Annotated in this window: 12 protein-coding genes; 10 read left to right on the forward strand and 2 right to left on the reverse strand. The window is 68.7% G+C overall.

All coding sequences use genetic code 11. From position 1 onward, the window contains the following. Positions 1 to 66 precede the first annotated feature (66 nt). Complete coding sequence (locus ASE68_RS03245; protein WP_055855129.1) at positions 67 to 1,119, reverse strand: LacI family DNA-binding transcriptional regulator; 1,053 nt, start codon at positions 1,117 to 1,119, stop codon at positions 67 to 69. A 24-nt stretch (positions 1,120 to 1,143) separates the two neighbouring features. On the opposite strand from ASE68_RS03245, the gene ASE68_RS03250 reads away from it, so the two are divergent. From ASE68_RS03250 to ASE68_RS03265, 4 genes are all read left to right on the forward strand, one after another. Further along, on the forward strand, positions 1,144 to 4,347 hold the full coding sequence (locus tag ASE68_RS03250) for a family 43 glycosylhydrolase (protein WP_235480747.1): 3,204 nt from the start codon (positions 1,144 to 1,146) through the stop codon (positions 4,345 to 4,347). A 185-nt stretch (positions 4,348 to 4,532) separates the two neighbouring features. Next, entirely contained in the window at positions 4,533 to 6,881 is a 2,349-nt protein-coding gene (locus ASE68_RS03255; protein ID WP_082461942.1) for a family 43 glycosylhydrolase, read from the forward strand. Between the two features lie 94 nt (positions 6,882 to 6,975). Further along, positions 6,976 to 7,596 (forward strand): hypothetical protein, encoded by a 621-nt coding sequence (locus tag ASE68_RS03260; RefSeq protein ID WP_055860591.1) that lies wholly within the window; start codon positions 6,976 to 6,978, stop codon positions 7,594 to 7,596. Between the two features lie 162 nt (positions 7,597 to 7,758). Beyond that, a complete protein-coding gene (locus tag ASE68_RS03265) occupies positions 7,759 to 8,814 on the forward strand; it encodes a WxL protein peptidoglycan domain-containing protein (RefSeq protein ID WP_055855132.1) in 1,056 nt (351 codons plus the stop codon). Between the two features lie 46 nt (positions 8,815 to 8,860). Here the strand turns inward: ASE68_RS03265 and ASE68_RS03270 are convergent, their stop codons facing one another. Beyond that, complete coding sequence (locus ASE68_RS03270) at positions 8,861 to 9,268, reverse strand: VOC family protein (protein WP_055855134.1); 408 nt, start codon at positions 9,266 to 9,268, stop codon at positions 8,861 to 8,863. 107 nt (positions 9,269 to 9,375) lie between these two features. Here ASE68_RS03270 and ASE68_RS03275 point away from each other — a divergent pair, with 107 nt between their 5' ends. The 6 genes from ASE68_RS03275 (at position 9,376) to ASE68_RS03300 (ending at position 15,214) form a co-directional block, all read left to right on the forward strand. Continuing rightward, complete coding sequence (locus tag ASE68_RS03275; RefSeq protein ID WP_235480748.1) at positions 9,376 to 9,843, forward strand: DNA alkylation repair protein; 468 nt, start codon at positions 9,376 to 9,378, stop codon at positions 9,841 to 9,843. Between the two features lie 76 nt (positions 9,844 to 9,919). Beyond that, positions 9,920 to 11,056, forward strand: coding sequence for a peptidoglycan-binding protein (locus ASE68_RS03280; RefSeq protein ID WP_055855135.1), 1,137 nt, complete (start codon positions 9,920 to 9,922; stop codon positions 11,054 to 11,056). A 78-nt stretch (positions 11,057 to 11,134) separates the two neighbouring features. Next, positions 11,135 to 12,037 (forward strand): hypothetical protein, encoded by a 903-nt coding sequence (locus tag ASE68_RS03285; protein WP_055855137.1) that lies wholly within the window; start codon positions 11,135 to 11,137, stop codon positions 12,035 to 12,037. Positions 12,038 to 12,101: 64 nt separating this feature from the next. Continuing rightward, positions 12,102 to 12,845 (forward strand): SUMF1/EgtB/PvdO family nonheme iron enzyme, encoded by a 744-nt coding sequence (locus tag ASE68_RS03290; RefSeq protein ID WP_200921662.1) that lies wholly within the window; start codon positions 12,102 to 12,104, stop codon positions 12,843 to 12,845. Between the two features lie 158 nt (positions 12,846 to 13,003). Beyond that, positions 13,004 to 13,981: a zinc-binding dehydrogenase gene (locus tag ASE68_RS03295; RefSeq protein WP_055860598.1), complete on the forward strand. Its 978-nt coding sequence runs from the start codon at positions 13,004 to 13,006 to the stop codon at positions 13,979 to 13,981. Between the two features lie 99 nt (positions 13,982 to 14,080). Next, on the forward strand, positions 14,081 to 15,214 hold the full coding sequence (locus tag ASE68_RS03300) for a 3-oxoacyl-[acyl-carrier-protein] synthase III C-terminal domain-containing protein (RefSeq protein WP_055855139.1): 1,134 nt from the start codon (positions 14,081 to 14,083) through the stop codon (positions 15,212 to 15,214). Positions 15,215 to 15,282: the final 68 nt, after the last annotated feature.

Genomic DNA, 15,282 nt, shown 5'->3' on the forward strand with positions numbered 1-15,282 from the left:
TCGGGTCCCACCGGGCCCGACCGCAGGGCCCGGCGAACGACGGGTGATCGGTTCGGCCGAGCGCCGTCAGTTCGCCTTCGTGCCCTGCCGGGGCCCGATCGTGGATTCACGTTCGATGAGCGTTGCGGGGTGCACGATGACGCGGCGTTCGAGATCACCGCGCGGATGCGTCATCCGGCTCATGAGCAGATCGACGATGGCGTCGGCGCGTGCCTCGTTCGCGGGCTCGATCGTCGTGAGCCTCGGCACGCTGTAACGGCCGGCCCGCATGTTGTCGAAGCCGACCACCTGCACGTCGTCGGGCACTCGAACCCCGGCATCCGCGAGCGCCCGGAGTGCACCGATGGCGACTGAATCGGTCATGGCGAACACCCCGTCGAAAGCGCGACCCTGTTCGAGAAGGCGGCTGATGGCTTCGTAGCCGGCCTCCATTCCGAAGGTCGAGGGGACGATCAGGGCTCTGTCGACGTCAATGCCGACCGTCGCGTGCGCGTCGAGGTAGCCACGGGTTCGGAGCGCCGGCATGGACTCTTCGTCGGAGCCGATTCCGCCGAGCGCGACGATCCGGAGCGCACCGCGCTGAAGCAGGAACTCCGTCGCGCGACGTCCGCCCGCGATGTTGTCCATCACGACGTGGTCGAATTGACTGGAGAGCGCGCGTTCACCGAGGAGCACGACGGGCGTCTCGGTGTCGATCTGCACGAGGTGGTCCGTGTCGCCGGCCGCCAGAGCGAGGACGAAGCCGTCGTACGAATCCAGGCGTGACGACGCGAGAGACTGCATCTCGGCTCCGACCGCGCCACCGGTGGTCTCGATGACGAGCCGCAATCCACGCTCCAAGAACCGGTCGCTGAGCGCTTCGGCGAGGGCTCCGTAGTACTCGGAGTCGAGGGTGGGAATGCCGAGCCCGACGGTGCCGGTGCGCCCTCGGCGAAGGGAGCGTGCCGATTGGTTCACGCGATAGCCAAGGGCGGTGATGGACTCGATGACGCGGAGCCGAGTGTCTTCGCTCACCCGACCGGACCGACCGTTCACGACATTGGAGACGGTCTGGGGTGAGACCGCTGCGCGCCGAGCGACATCCTGCATCGTGACATTCGATCGGTGCGTGCCCGCCATTCCCTCATCATTTCACCTGCGAGGGTGCATGACAGCATGAGAGCATGCGGCGGATCGGAGACCGAAAGCCGGGCGCGTTCGGGGCGGGCCCGAGGTCCGACTCGACTCGCTGCGATTGGGCCTTGTACGCGTCCGACTGTTCCCGGTAACATTCACAGCGGGTTCAAGGTTTATCGATCTACTGATCGCGAACGACCCACCTCTCTCGAGCGCCACGCGATCGGATGCCGACGCGTCGCCCTGTGTATTGATCAAGGAGGATCAATGTCCGTCGGACGACCATCGCCTACGCACATGTCTCACAGAAAGGGCATGCTGAGATTCGTCTCACTCGCCGCAACCGGCCTCCTGGCCAGTGTCGGCCTCTTCGCGACGACCGCCGTCGCGCAGGCCGCGGAGGAATGGAACCCCGACTCGTCGTACACGACGACCGATAAGGGCGACGGGACGTATACCGTCCCCCTGCTCAACGCCGACGTCCCCGATGTGAGCGTCGAACGCGTACCCGCGTCGGAGAACGACGAGGGGCGCGACCTCTACTACATGATCAGCACCACGATGCAGCTCAGCCCTGGGGCGCCCATCATGAAGTCGTACGATCTCGTCAACTGGGAGATCGTCAACTACGCGTTCGACCGCCTCGACATCGGCGATGCGTTCTCACTGCGCAATGGATCCAACTCCTATGGGCAAGGACAATGGGCGTCCTCGCTGCGCTACCACGACGGCACGTTCTACGTCCTGATCAATTCACTGAACCTGGGCGGCGCGTACATCTACCGCACCGATGACATCGAGGACGGGACATGGACGCGGACGGCGCTCGGCCGCAGCCTCCACGACCCCTCGCTGTTCTTCGACGACGCGAACGGCGGCGTCCCGTACATCATCTACGGCGGCGTCAGCGCAGTGCGGCTGAACTCGACGCTGACGGCGATCGAGCAGGACTTCCCGAACTTCATCCAGCGCAGTGACTTCGCGAGCCAGCCGTACGTCGGCAGCAGCGGACTCTTCGAGGGCGCCCAGGCGTTCTACATCGACGGCTACTACTACGTCGTGATGATCACCTGGCCGAGTAGCGGCCGACAGGTCGCCATGTTCCGCTCGACCGAGCTGCTCGGTCGGCTCGCGAACGCTCCTGCCCCATACGAGTCTCGAGGCGCGCTGAATTCGAACGGGTTCGCGCAGGGAAGCCTCGTACCGATCGCGAACGATGAGGGCGAGGACGACTGGTACGGGTTCTTCTTCCGCGACAACTTCCCGATCGGACGTACTCCGGCCCTGATCCCGGCGACGTGGAGCGACGGATGGCCCACGTTCGGAAACAACGGCGTGGTTCCGGTCAACGGTGCCTTCGAGAAGCCGATCAGCCTCACCCCTGAGCAGGAGCGTTTCGAGCGGCTCAAGAGCATCGTCGGGTCCGACGACTTCGACAACGACGCGCCGCACCGGTCCTACCAGGACGAGCAGTGGACGATCCCGACCCCGCCCGACCTGGACGAGTCGCTGATCGGCGTCGAGCTTCTCGACAATCCCGGTCTCGAGTCCGGAAGCACCGCGGGGTGGAGCGTCAATGACACCGCGACGCTCGCGACCAGCACGGACGCCCACACCGGAACCTCGGCTGTCGCGGTCAGCGGACGAGTGACCACCGGTTCGGGTCCCGCGCAGAATGTGACCGGCAAGGTGCAGCACGGGGTCACGTACGACGTCTCGGCATGGGTGAAGTACGACAACCCCGCAAGCCCGGCGACCAAGCAGTTCTACCTCACCGCGCGCTACGGCGGCAGCAGCACCACCTACACGAACCTCTCGCCCGCGACCAACCTCACCCGGGGAACCTGGGGGAAGGTGTCGGGGTCGTTCACGATTCCGGCCTCGCAGGCGCTCTCGGACGTGCGCATCTTCATCGAGACACCCTGGACGAGTACGCCCTCCACGGCCCCCGACACGCATCTCATGGACTTCACGGTCGACGATGCGTCACTCGTCGGGCGCCCGGTCACCACCGAAGTCGCGCAGGCGGAGGAAGTCGCTCCGAACGGGTCGAACCTCGACCTGGTCTGGGAGTGGAACCACGCGCCCGACAACCGGTACTGGTCGCTCACCGACCGGGACGGGTGGTTGAGGATGGCGACCGGCAAGGTCGTGACCGGCGCGTATGCGCACCGCAACTCGGGCGGGGAGCTCACGTGGCTCGAGGAGGCGCGCAACACCCTGTCGCAGCGCACCTTCGGGCCGCGCGAATCGGTGGAGACGAAGCTCGACATCTCGGGAATGAAGGACGGCGATGTCGCCGGCCTCGCCGCCTACAACCGCGACTTCTCGTACGTCGCCGTGAAACGCGTCGCCGGGGTGAATACGGTGGGCGTCGTCCATCGCGGCCAGCCGTTCGCATCCTCGATCGACCAGGCGGCGATCGAGAGCTTCCTCCCGGGCCGTTCTGCGACGCTCGGTGCGGCATCGGAGGTCCACCTCAAGGCCGATCTCGATTTCGCCAGGACGTCGGGTCAACTTTTCACGACCTTCTACTTCAGCCTCGACGGCCTGACATGGACGCAGCTCGGAGATGCGGTCGGGCCGCTGCGGCTCGACGGAGGACTCACGCACTTCATGGGGCATCGCGTCGGATTGTTCAACTACGCCACCCAGCAGGCCGGTGGCCACGTCGACTTCGACCGCTTCCTCCTGAGCGATGCATTGACGTCGCAGAACCAGCCGCTCGACGAGAGTGACCTGGATGCGGCCATCGCCCACGCGGGCACGCTCGACCAGGGCGACTACCCGGCCGAGGCGTGGACGTCGATGCGTGATGCGCTCGCCGAAGCGCAATCCGCGAAGGCTGCAGAGCTGGGGACCCAGAACCAGATCGACGCGCCCGAGCGGGCACTCAGTTACCAGCTCGCCCGACTGGGCGTGCTGGAGCCGGCGACCCCATCACTGGATGTCGACGTGACGGCCGGAACCCGCTGCGTGGCGGGCAAGGCGCTGGTCACGATCCAGGCGACGAACAATGAAGCGGTGCCGGTCGCGATCGAGTTCGAATCGGCGTTCGGATCCAAGACGTTCGCTTCGGTGCTCCCCGGCAAGAACGCGGTGCATGCCTTCACGACCCGGCAGGCGAGCATCCCCGCCGGTGCCGTATCCGCCGAGGTCTCGGCTGCGCCTGACGGCGAGCCGGTGACGGTGGAGGCGGATGCCGCCTACGCGGCGCACGCCTGCAATTGACCTGGGCGGGTGGGCCCCGAGTGACCGGGACCCACCCGCTCGGAACCCGGTCTCGAGAACGGCTCGCGACCGGTGCTCCATCCGCTCCACGACACATCAATCAAGGAGGATTCGTGGAACTGCAACAACAACGGCGGCGACGCGTGCCGAGACGGACCCTGGCAGGTCTGGCTCTGGCGGCGCTGATGACCGCATCATTCGCTGCGACGACATCGTACGCCGCCGAGGAGGAGTTGATCCTCAATGGCGGCTTCGAGAATGGGACGACCAGCTGGTTCGTCAACAACGGCAACGGCACGGACGGGGGGACGCTCGCCACGACGACCGATGCGTATTCGGGTGCGAATGCGGCCAGCGTGACCGGTCGCACGACAACCGGGTCGGGTCCGATGCAGGACCTGACCGGCAAGGTCAGCGCGGGGCAGACCTACGCCCTCAAGGCACGGATCAAGTACGAGAATGCCAACGGGCCCGCGACGAAGCAGTTCTTCGCAACCATGCACTACGGCGGATCGACGTACACGAACCTCGTCAACGTGACGGCGACGAAGGGACAGTGGGCGTACTTCAACGGCACGTTCACCATCCCGGCGGGGCAGAGCGTCTCGACCGCGCGCCTCTTCTTCGAGACGCCGTGGACCCAGACGCCGTCGACGGCACCCGACACGCACCTCATGGACTTCAAGCTCGACGACGTCTCGGTGATCGGTGCACCGCCGCCCGCGGCGCCGTCGAAGACCATCGAGGTCGTCGGCAAGCTCCCCGGTGAGCACAACCCGCTCCTCGGGCACAAGTTCGGGGCCGACGGCTTCGGATTCGTGGACAACGGCCGTGTGTACATGTACATGACGAACGACACCCAGGGCTACGCGCCCGACCCCGTGACCGGAATCTCGGCGGGGATCAACTACGGCTCCATCAACCAGGTGACGTTGATCTCCTCGACGGACCTCGTGAACTGGACCGACCACGGCGAGATCCAGGTCGCCGGTCCGAACGGAGTCGCGCCGTTCACCGGCAACTCGTGGGCTCCCGGCATGGCCAAGAAGGTCGTCAACGGCGTGGAGAAGTACTTCCTGTACTACGCCAACGGCGGTGGCTCGAGCAACGTGATCACGGGCGACAGCCCGATCGGACCCTGGACCAGCGAGCGCACGAGCACGCTGATCAACGGCAGCACGCCCGGGGCGCAGGGGGTCTCCTGGCTCTTCGACCCCGCTCCGTTCGTCGACGACGACGGCGAGGAGTACCTCTTCTTCGGTGGTGGGCCGGCTTCGACGAGCATGCCGGCGGCTGAACGCTTCAACAACCCGAAGAACATCCGCGTCATCGAGCTCGGCGACGACATGGTCTCCACGGAGGGTACGGCCGCCGTCGTCGACGCGCCGGTCGCGTTCGAGGCATCGCAGGTGTTCAAGCGAGGCGACAAGTACTACCTGTCGTACTCGTCGCACTTCGGCGGCTCCGACTTCGGCGGCAACCAGACGCCGCTGGCCGGCTACCCCGGTGGCGGCCAGATCGGCTACATGATGTCGGAGGACCCGATGTCCTGGCCGAAGGAGGCCTACGCCGGCGTGATGTTCCCGAACCAGTCGCAGTTCTTCGGAGCGGGAACCGGCGGCAACAACCACCAGTCGGTGTTCGAGTACGAGGGCAAGTACTACTTCACGTACCACGCGCCGACGCTGAACAAGCGAATCAACGGCAACACCACCCAGGGCTATCGCAGCGCTCACATCGAGGAGTTGACCTTCAAGGAGGACGGCACCGTCAACCAGGTCGTCGGAACCTACGCCGGTGTCGACCAGGTGCGGGACTTCGATCCGTTCCGCGTCTTCGAGGCCGAGACGCTCGGCTGGACGAAGGGCATCGCCACGGCGAAGGTCGCCGGGGGCTCCGCGGAGTTCGGTGCAACCGCTCCGAACCTCGTGGTGAAGGACGTCGACAACGGCGACTGGACCGGCCTGTCGTCGGTCGCCTTCGGTGAGAACGGTGCTGCCACGGTGACGGCGAAGGTCAAGCCCCTCCAGACCGGCGGCAAGATCCAGGTCCGCCTGGGTGCACCCGACGGTCCTGTCGCGGGCACCATCGAGGTCGACGGCGCGGCCGGCGCATGGACCGAGGTGACCGCCGAGCTCGAAGGAGCGACGGGAAGCCAGGACGTGTACTTCTCGTACACCGGGCCGAGCGGCGACCTCTTCGAGGTCGACACGATCGAGTTCGCGGAGGCGGACGCCGCGCCATCGCTGGATGTCGCCGTCATCGCGGGCACGAGGTGCGTCGCGGGCAAGGCGGTGGTCACCGCTCAGGCGACCAACAACGACGACGTGGCGATCTCGGTTTCGTTCGACTCGTCGTTCGGTGCGAAGTCGTTCGCCTCGGTCGCGCCCGGCAAGAACGCGGTGCACGCCTTCACCACGCGGCTGACGAACGTGCCTGCCGCATCCGTGACAGCCCACGTGTCCGCATCCGTTGACGGTGCGCCGGTGTCGGTCGAAGTCGAAGCACCGTACGACGCGAAGTCCTGCGGCTAGCTGACGACGGTGGCCCGTCGGGGGTTCCCGCCGGGCCACCGTGACCCGATTGTGTGCCGACATGATGTCGGCCTTGATTCGAAGGAGCTTTGAGATGGAGAAGCGAAGGATGTTTGCACGCTGTTCGGCCGTGGCCGTCGGTGCAGCACTGTTGGTGGGGATCGCGGGTACCGCGATCGCCGATGAGTACGGTGACTCGGATGTCGACGTGAACGTCGCGATCAGCGAGCTGGACGAGCCGGGCGTGCTCGCGATGAGCGTGGCGGGGTCCTCGACGTCGTTGACGGAAGACGGGTCGACGGACACGGTTCGTCAGTTCACCGGGTCGCTGCCGACGGTCACGGTGACCGATACGCGCACGGCGGAGGAGATCCCGGATGGGGCCTTCTGGTACGTGCTGGGTTCGGCGTCGGACTTCACCGGCGATGCCGGGCAGGCTGCGATCGACGCCGGGCACCTGGGCTGGGCGCCATCGCTGATCGACGGTGGTGAGTCCGGTCTGGTCGCCGCAGGCGACCAGGTCGACACGGTGCTGGATTCCGGTCCGAACGCGGTCGGCGTGGTGGACCAGGAGCTGCTCGCCATGGCCTTCGATTCCGAGGCCGTCGCACCCGAAGGGTCGTGGACCGCAACCGCGGACCTGTTCCTCCGCACTCCTGCCACTGTTGCCCCCGGCAACTACTCAGGAACGATCACTCTCTCGCTCTTCGAATAGCGAGGGCATGCCCGGGGTCTGCGGCGCAGCCGCGACCCCGGGCATTCGTCTCGACGCAGAGGCGGACGGGTTGGCAGAAGGAGTGAACGATTGGACAGGAGCGCGAGCTTGAGAACCGATCCCGAGCGTGGCAGGCGCACGGCAGCGGGGTGGGGAAGGACGATGATCGCGACCCTCGCCGCCTTGGTGATGCAGCTGGCCGGTGCCGGCGCCGGAGCGGCCTTCGCCGCCGACGACCCGACCATCACGTGGGCGGCGAGCCCGGCGAACGAGGCCGGGCCCGACGGCCGTACGTGGGTCGAACTGGAACTGGACCCGGGCGAATCGACCATCGATCATCTGGCTGTGCGCAATCTCGGCGCCGAGGAGATCACCTTCACGCTGACCGCTGCGGATGGCTATCTCACGTCGACCGGTCGATTCAACATGCTGCCATCCGACCAGGACTCGACCGACGCGGGCACCTGGATCGACGTCGCCGAGACGGTCACCGTGCCACCCGCCGGCACGGAGATCGTGCCGTTCACCGTGAAGGTGCCGGCGAACGCAACGCCAGGGGACCATGCGGCCGGCATCGCCGCCTCGGTCTACTCCGTCAACGCATCGGAGACGGGGACTCGCCTCGGCGTGGAGAGCCGGATCGGATTCCGGGTGATGACCCGTGTGTCCGGAGAACTGCGGCCGGCCCTGAACGTGGCCGCGATCAGCGCGGGGTACGACCTCTCGTGGAACCCATTCGCGCCTGGTGCCATAGACGTGACGACGGAGCTCGAGAACTCCGGCAACGTTCGACTCGAAGTGCCCGTTTCCACGGCGGAGAGCGGGACGCAGTCCGGATCGGAGGAGTCCGGAGCGCCTGACCCCGTCCAACTCCTTCCTGGAGATCGGCGATCGACGATCGTCCACGTCTCGGAGGTCTGGCCGCTGGGATTCGCCATCGTGCCGGTCGAATTCCGGCCCATGGTCGTCGAGCCCGACGGGGGAGTCGAGCCCATGGCGCCCATCTCGCAGGACATCTTCGTGTGGACCATGCCCTGGCCGCATCTGCTCATCCTGCTTGCAGGGGCGCTCATCGTCTGCGCCCTCCTCTTGGGCCGACGACGACAGGCGCGCGAGGTCGAGCGACTCGTCCGGGACGCTCAGGAACGGGGGCGCCGCGAGGCGCTGGCGAACGGCGCACCCGTCGAGACCGGCGTACCTGCCGAGACCGGCGCCTGAATTCGATCGAGAACAGCGCTGGTTCGATGACGGCGTCGATGAGGACTCAGTCGGCGGCGGGCTCCCGCGGCGGGTTGAACATGAACTCGATGCGGATGCCGTTGTCGTCCTCGACGAAGGACGCGTAGTAGCGATCGCTGAATCGCGTGAAGACCTTCGGTCCGCTGACCGCCGTCCAGCCCGCATCGATCGCGATCGCGTGCAGGCGGTCGACGTCGTCGCGCGAGTCGACGGGGAACGCGAGGTGCTGCCAGCCGACGCGCCCGTGCCGGTGCGGCCCGCTGCCCGGTTCGCGGGTGGGGAGGAGGATCAGCTCGTCCTCTCCCCGGTACCAGGAGACTCCGTTGTCGGCGTCCTGTCGCGTGCAGCCGAGGGCCGTCATCACCGGGTCGAACTGGGCGATCGAGCGGGGCAGGTCGTCGACGGAGATGCCGATGTGGTCGAAGAGACGCATCCGGACATCCTATTCAGGACGGGTCCACCGTCGCCGGGCCGACGGAGAGTCTCCCCAGCTCGAGCAGGTGCGGCAGGAGCGTCGTCACCCGGCACCAGAATCGAAGGGTGACCACGCCCGCCGCCGACTTCATCGACCGCACCCTCCAGATGGAGGCGTCCGAGGAGCGCGCGAGCGCTGATGCCGAGCGCATCGGCGGCGGACTGCGGTTCTACGGCGCCTCGGTGGGTGCGGTGCGGGGCGCGGTGCGAGACGCCCGCCGGCGGCATCCGGAACTCACGCATGACGAGGTCACCGCGCTCGCATCGGAGCTGTGGTCTGTGCCGGTCTTCGAGCGCCGGCTCGCCGCGGTCGTGCTGCTCCAAGGGCAGGTGCCGACGCTGCTCGTGAGCGACTTCACGCGACTCGAGCAGCTGCTCCGCTCGGCCGGCGTGCGAGAGCTCATCGATCCATTGATGACGGATGTCGCGCTGCCGCTGCTCGACCGGCTCGATGGCGTCGAGGCCACGCGCGCCCGACGCATCGTCGGTCGGTGGGAGATCGAGGGCCTGATGCACGGAGGAAGTCGGGGCTGAATGTCCCGCGTCGCGAGCCGCCCCGGTGCCATGATGTGAGCACGTTTCAGCACATGATCGGGGGATCTCGGTGAACATGGATCGCGTGAGGATGTCGGGGTTCCTCGGAACGGCGGTGGGTTCGATCGCCGTCGTGGTGGCGCTCACCGGATGCGCCGAGGGCGCCGACAGCGTCGAGCGGGCCAAGGCCCAGGTCAGCGCGAAGGAGAAGGCCGTGGCGAGCGCGCAGGCCGAGTTCGACTCCGCGTCGAAGGAGTTCTGCGGCGCGAGCCGCGACTACATCGACGCCCTCGACCGGTACGGCGACGTGCTGAACGACACCGCGCCCACCGTCGGCGACGTGCGTGACGCAGGTGCCGACCTCGCCGCTCCTCGCGACGACGCGTTCGACGGCGCCGAGGCTGCTGTCGACGCGCAGCAGGCGCTCGTGGCCGCTCAGACGGAGCTCGTCGAGGCGCAGGCGGCGCTGGCCGCGGCCGAGGCGGGTCCGACCGGCACGCCCTCGGTCGCCGAGCCTGCCGAGCCCCCGACCGCCACGCCGCTGGCACCCGCGACATCCGTCGACCGGGTGAAGCAGGCCGACGCCGACTTCGATGATGCGCAGGCGGCGATCACCGAGCAGACGACCCTGGCCGACGCATCGGAGCAGTTCAACAGCGCCGTCGTCGCGCTCGAGATGGCGTGGCTTCGGCTCTTCGCGGATGCCGGATGCCTCACCGACGACCAGCAGGTGCAGGCGGTGGCGGCGGTCGGCGCGTACACGTTCGCACTGCAGCAGGACCTCGCCACGGCCGGGTACTACGCCGGCACCGTCGACGGCGTCTCGGGGCCGATGACCGTGCAGGCGATCGAGGACCTCCAGGAAGCCAACGGCCTGCCGGTCACGGGCACGGTCGACAAGGCGACTGCCGCGGCACTGCAGGCCGAGCTCGTGGCGCTCGGCGGCGCGGCCGCACAGGACTCGCTGGCGTCGACGGCTGCGGTGCAGCAGACACTGAAGCTCGCCGGGTTCTGGGACGGACCGGTCGACGGGGTGTGGACCGACGAGCTCACCGCGGCGCTGCAGGCGTTCCAGTCCGAGCTCGGCGTCGAGCCGACGGGTGCGGTCGACGCCGCGACGATCGCCGCCTTCGAGCGTGCGATCGCCGAGCTCACCGCGCCGGATCCCGAGCCGAGCCCTTCGGCGACGCCGACGAGCGAGCCGGCCACCTGATCGGCGGACCGACCCGACCTGACCGACCCGGGCGCGACGCATCGGCGGGCGCGCGACGCCTGGTGGGAGGATGACGGCATGGCTGACGACGCGTTCGCCGACCTCGCGAACGAGCTGTACGAGCTGCCGCCCGACGAGTTCACGGCGGCCCGCAACGCACGGGCGAAGGAACTGCGGGGGAGCGACCGCGACCTCGCGAACGCGGTCGGCGAGCTCCGTCGGCCATCGGCTCCGGCCTGGCTCGTGAACCAGCTCGCGCGCCACCGCAGCGACGAGCTCGCGCAGCTGCTGCAGCTCGGCGAGCAGCTTCGCGAGGCGCAGGCGGAGGTCGATGCATCCGCCCTGGTCGCGCTCGCGAAAGAGCGGCGCAAGGTCGTCCGAGCGCTCGCACAGGATGCCGGTGAGCTCGCCGAGCAACTCGGGCACCCGGTGCGGGGGCCTGTGCTCGACGACGTCGCCGACACGTTGCAGGCTGCGATGACGGATGCCGCGGCATCCGAAGCTCTGCTGACCGGGCGGCTCACCCGCAGTCTCGAGGCGATCGGCACCGAGGTGGATCTGACCGACGCCGTGGCGGCCTGGTCGGGGGCCGACGGCTCTGCCCGTTCCAGCCGACCTGCGCCGCACGACGAGGTCGGCGAACATCGCGCGAAGAAGCAGCGGAAGGCCGACGAGGCCGAGGCGGCGAAGCGGGCCGCCGAGGTCGCGAAAGCCGAGCAGGCGGCGTCGACGGCGGAGGATGCCGCGGACGAGGCATCCGCTCGCGTCGATGATGCGCATGCCGCGGTGAAGGAGGCGGCCTCTGCTCGCGACGAGTTGCGGAAAGCCCTGACGGAGCTCGAGCAGCGCCTCGCAGAGGCCGAGCAGGCGCTCGCCGAATCCGAACGCACGGCGGGCGAGCGGGAGCAGGAACGCGATGCCGCGGCGAGCACCGCCGAGGCGGCTCGGGCGTCGGCCGACGAACTGGCGGCACGCGACTGACACGGACGACGTCGGTGGCGTCATCGTGGGCGCCGTCGTCGCCGGGGCGTGCGAGACTGCCCCGGTGACGGACATCGAGATGGCGCGCATCGACGGCGGCACCGTGGCGCTGCACGACGCGCGGCGCAAGGTGCGCTGGAGCGTCGAGCTCGAGCCGTTCGAGCTCGGGGTCTACCAGGTGACGCAGGAGCAGCTCGCCGAGATGCTCGGCGAGACGGCGTCGCATCCGCGGCGTCCGGCCACCGACGTGAGCTGGCTTCGGGCGATCCGGTTCTGCAACGCGGCATCCGAATGGGAGGGCCTCGAGCCCGCCTACACGTACGACGGCGAAGACGTCACCTGGCATGTCGACGCCGACGGGTTCCGCCTGCCGACCGAGGCCGAGTGGGAGTTCGCGTGCCGGGCGGGCTCGACGCGTCCGCATTACGGTCCGCTCGAGGAGGTCGCCTGGACGAGCGCCGACGGCGTGACCGCGCCGCAGGACGTCGGCGGCAAGCATCCGAACCTCAACGGGCTCTTCGACACGCTCGGCAACGTCTGGGAGTGGTGCTGGGACCTGCTCGATCCGGCTCGCTACGACGCCTACCGGGTGTTCCGCGGCGGCGGATACGCCGACGACGCGTGGAGCGTGCGCGCCTCGGTGCGCCGTGGGGGAGCGCCGCGCATGCACCACGAAGACGTCGGGTTCCGGGTCGCGCGCGGCGGCTTCGACACGACGGATGCCGCGCAGGGCTGGTCTGCGGCGGCCGACCTCGAGCGCGCGGAGATCGACGGCCCGTTGCCGTCGGGGTGGACGCCCCGGGGCTGAGGCTGCGCGGACGGCGATCGCCGTGCTCGGCGAACGCCCAGACCCGGGGCGTTGGCCGTGCTCGGCGAACGCCCAGACCCGGGGCGTTGGATGGTCAAGTGCCGCCGGGAACGGCGGCGAGCAGGCGAGCAGAGGAGCGCAAGATGGAGCAGTCGATGATGCGGGCACTCGTGCACGACCGGTTCGGCGACCCGGCCGAGGAGCTGTCGGTGCGGGAGGTCCCGATCCCCGAGCCCGGTGCCGGGCAGGTGCGGGTTCGCCTGCTGCTCTCGCCGATCCACAACCACGACCTCTGGACGGTTCGCGGAACGTACGGCTACAAGCCCGAGCTGCCGGCCATCGGCGGCACCGAGGCGCTCGGCGTCGTCGATGCACTGGGTGAGGGCGTCGAGCACCTCTCGGTCGGGCAGCGCGTCGTCACCGGCGGCACGCCCGGGGTCTGGTCGGAGTACTTCATCGCGTCTGCCGCGGGCCTCATCCCGCTGCCCGACGGTCTGCCAGACGAGGTCGCCGCCCAGATCGTGGCGATGCCGTTCAGCGCGGTCAGCCTGCTCGACTCGCTCGCGCTGGAACCGGGCGACTGGTTGGCGCAGAACGCGGCGAACGGCGCGGTCGGGCGACTGCTCGCCCAGCTGGCGCCCGCTCGCGGCATCAACGTGGTCGGGCTGGTGCGTCGTGCCGCGGGCGTCGACGAACTCACCGGGCAGGGCATCGGCAGCATCGTCGCCACAGATGACGAGGGCTGGCGTGAGCGTGTCGCCGAGGTGACGGGCGGCGCCCCCATCCGGGTGGGCGTCGACGCGGTCGGCGGTGCCGCGAGCGGCCAGGTGCTCTCGTTGCTCGCCGAGAACGGCACGCTCGTGGTCTTCGGCGCGATGGCGTCGCCGGTCATGCAGATCCCCTCGGGCGACGTGATCTTCAAGCAGGCGACGGTCAAGGGGTTCTGGGGCAGTCGGGTGAGCGCCACCATGGCGGCCGAGGATCGCGCCCGGCTCATGGGCGAGGTATTCACCCGTCTGCGCGAAGGCGTCATCACGCTGCCCGTCGAGGCCGTCTACGGGTTCGACGAGATCGCGAAGGCGAGCCGCGCGAACTTCGACGCCGGTCGCATCGGCAAGGTCATGCTGCGACCCTGAGCCGACGCGGGCTCTCCCCAGAATGCGCGCGTTCTCGGAATCTGCACAGAACGATGCATGGCGACGCCCATGACGCATCTCGTGCCCTAGGGTCTCCCCATGGGTTCAACGGCGACCGCGTATCTCACCGGCTTCGGCGCATACCTCCCCGGTGATCCGGTCGACAACGACGGCATCGCGGCGAGGCTCGGCGGCAACGATGCGGTGACCGAGCGCATCCGGCGCCGGGTGCTCGAGGCGAACGGCATCCGGCAGCGGCACTACGCGCTCGACGAGCACGGCGAGCCGACCGAGCTCAACGAGCAGCTCGCCGTCAAGGCGCTGCAGGCGGCGCTCGACGACCGCGGCATCCGGGCTGAAGACCTGCGCATGCTGGCCTGCGCGACGACGATGGGCGACGTGCTCGTGCCCGGCTTCGCCTCGATGGTGCACGGGCGGCTCGGCGGCGGTCCGATGCAGACGCTCACCATGTCGGGCGTGTGCGCCTCGAGCCTCGCGGCGCTCGACGCGGCCGTGAGCAAGATCCGGCTCGGCGACCACCCGCGCGCGGCGGTCGTCGGCTCCGAGCTCCCGAGTCGCAGCCTGCGACAGCGGCGGTTCGACGGCATCCGTGCGGGCATGGACTCGCACTTCCTCCGCTGGATGCTCTCCGACGGCGCGGGCGCGGCCATCGTCGAGTTCCAGCCGCATCCGACCAAGCCGTCGCTTCGGGTCGACTGGGTGCGGCAGGTCAGCCTCGCGCACGAGCACGACGTGTGCATGCGGGCCGGCATGAGCGGAGCCGAGCCGACCGTCGGCGCGACCTGGCAGGACCTCGACATCGCCGATGCCGAGGCGGCCGGCATGTTCGTGCTGCGCCAAGACGTGAGCATGCTCGACGACCTCGCAGAGGCGGGGTTCAGGCAGTTCGAGGAGCTCGTCGACATCGGCCTCGTCGACGTCAGCCACCTCGACCACGTCGTCTGCCACTACAGCACCAACGCGTTCCGCGACCTCGCCTTCGACGCGCTCAGCCGCCGCATCCCGAACCTGAACACCGACCGCTGGTACTCGAACCTCGAGACGCGCGGCAACACGGGCTCGGCGAGCATCTTCATCGCGCTCGAGGAGGCCTGGCGCACCGGCCGCTTCAAACCGGGCGAGACGGTGCTGCTCGCGGTGCCCGAGTCCGGCCGCTTCTCGTTCGCCTTCGCCCACCTCACCGTGGTCGCCCCGCCCGGGCAGCCCGCCTGACCACTGCGCGACCCCGTCCGCAGACCGCACCGCAGCACCGAGACCGCCGACCAGCCCGCATCCGACCA

This window comes from Agromyces sp. Leaf222 (genome assembly GCF_001421565.1).
GTDB lineage: Bacteria > Actinomycetota > Actinomycetes > Actinomycetales > Microbacteriaceae > Agromyces.

Coding starts and splice junctions, on each gene's coding strand:
- ASE68_RS03265 (WP_055855132.1), top strand. CDS start 7,759: ATGATCGCGACCCTCGCCGCCTTGGTGATGCAGCTGGCCGGTGCCGGC.
- ASE68_RS03260 (WP_055860591.1), top strand. CDS start 6,976: ATGGAGAAGCGAAGGATGTTTGCACGCTGTTCGGCCGTGGCCGTCGGT.
- ASE68_RS03295 (WP_055860598.1), top strand. CDS start 13,004: ATGCGGGCACTCGTGCACGACCGGTTCGGCGACCCGGCCGAGGAGCTG.
- ASE68_RS03245 (WP_055855129.1), bottom strand. CDS start 1,119: ATGGCGGGCACGCACCGATCGAATGTCACGATGCAGGATGTCGCTCGG.
- ASE68_RS03285 (WP_055855137.1), top strand. CDS start 11,135: ATGGCTGACGACGCGTTCGCCGACCTCGCGAACGAGCTGTACGAGCTG.
- ASE68_RS03270 (WP_055855134.1), bottom strand. CDS start 9,268: ATGCGTCTCTTCGACCACATCGGCATCTCCGTCGACGACCTGCCCCGC.
- ASE68_RS03300 (WP_055855139.1), top strand. CDS start 14,081: ATGGGTTCAACGGCGACCGCGTATCTCACCGGCTTCGGCGCATACCTC.
- ASE68_RS03280 (WP_055855135.1), top strand. CDS start 9,920: ATGGATCGCGTGAGGATGTCGGGGTTCCTCGGAACGGCGGTGGGTTCG.
- ASE68_RS03255 (WP_082461942.1), top strand. CDS start 4,533: ATGACCGCATCATTCGCTGCGACGACATCGTACGCCGCCGAGGAGGAG.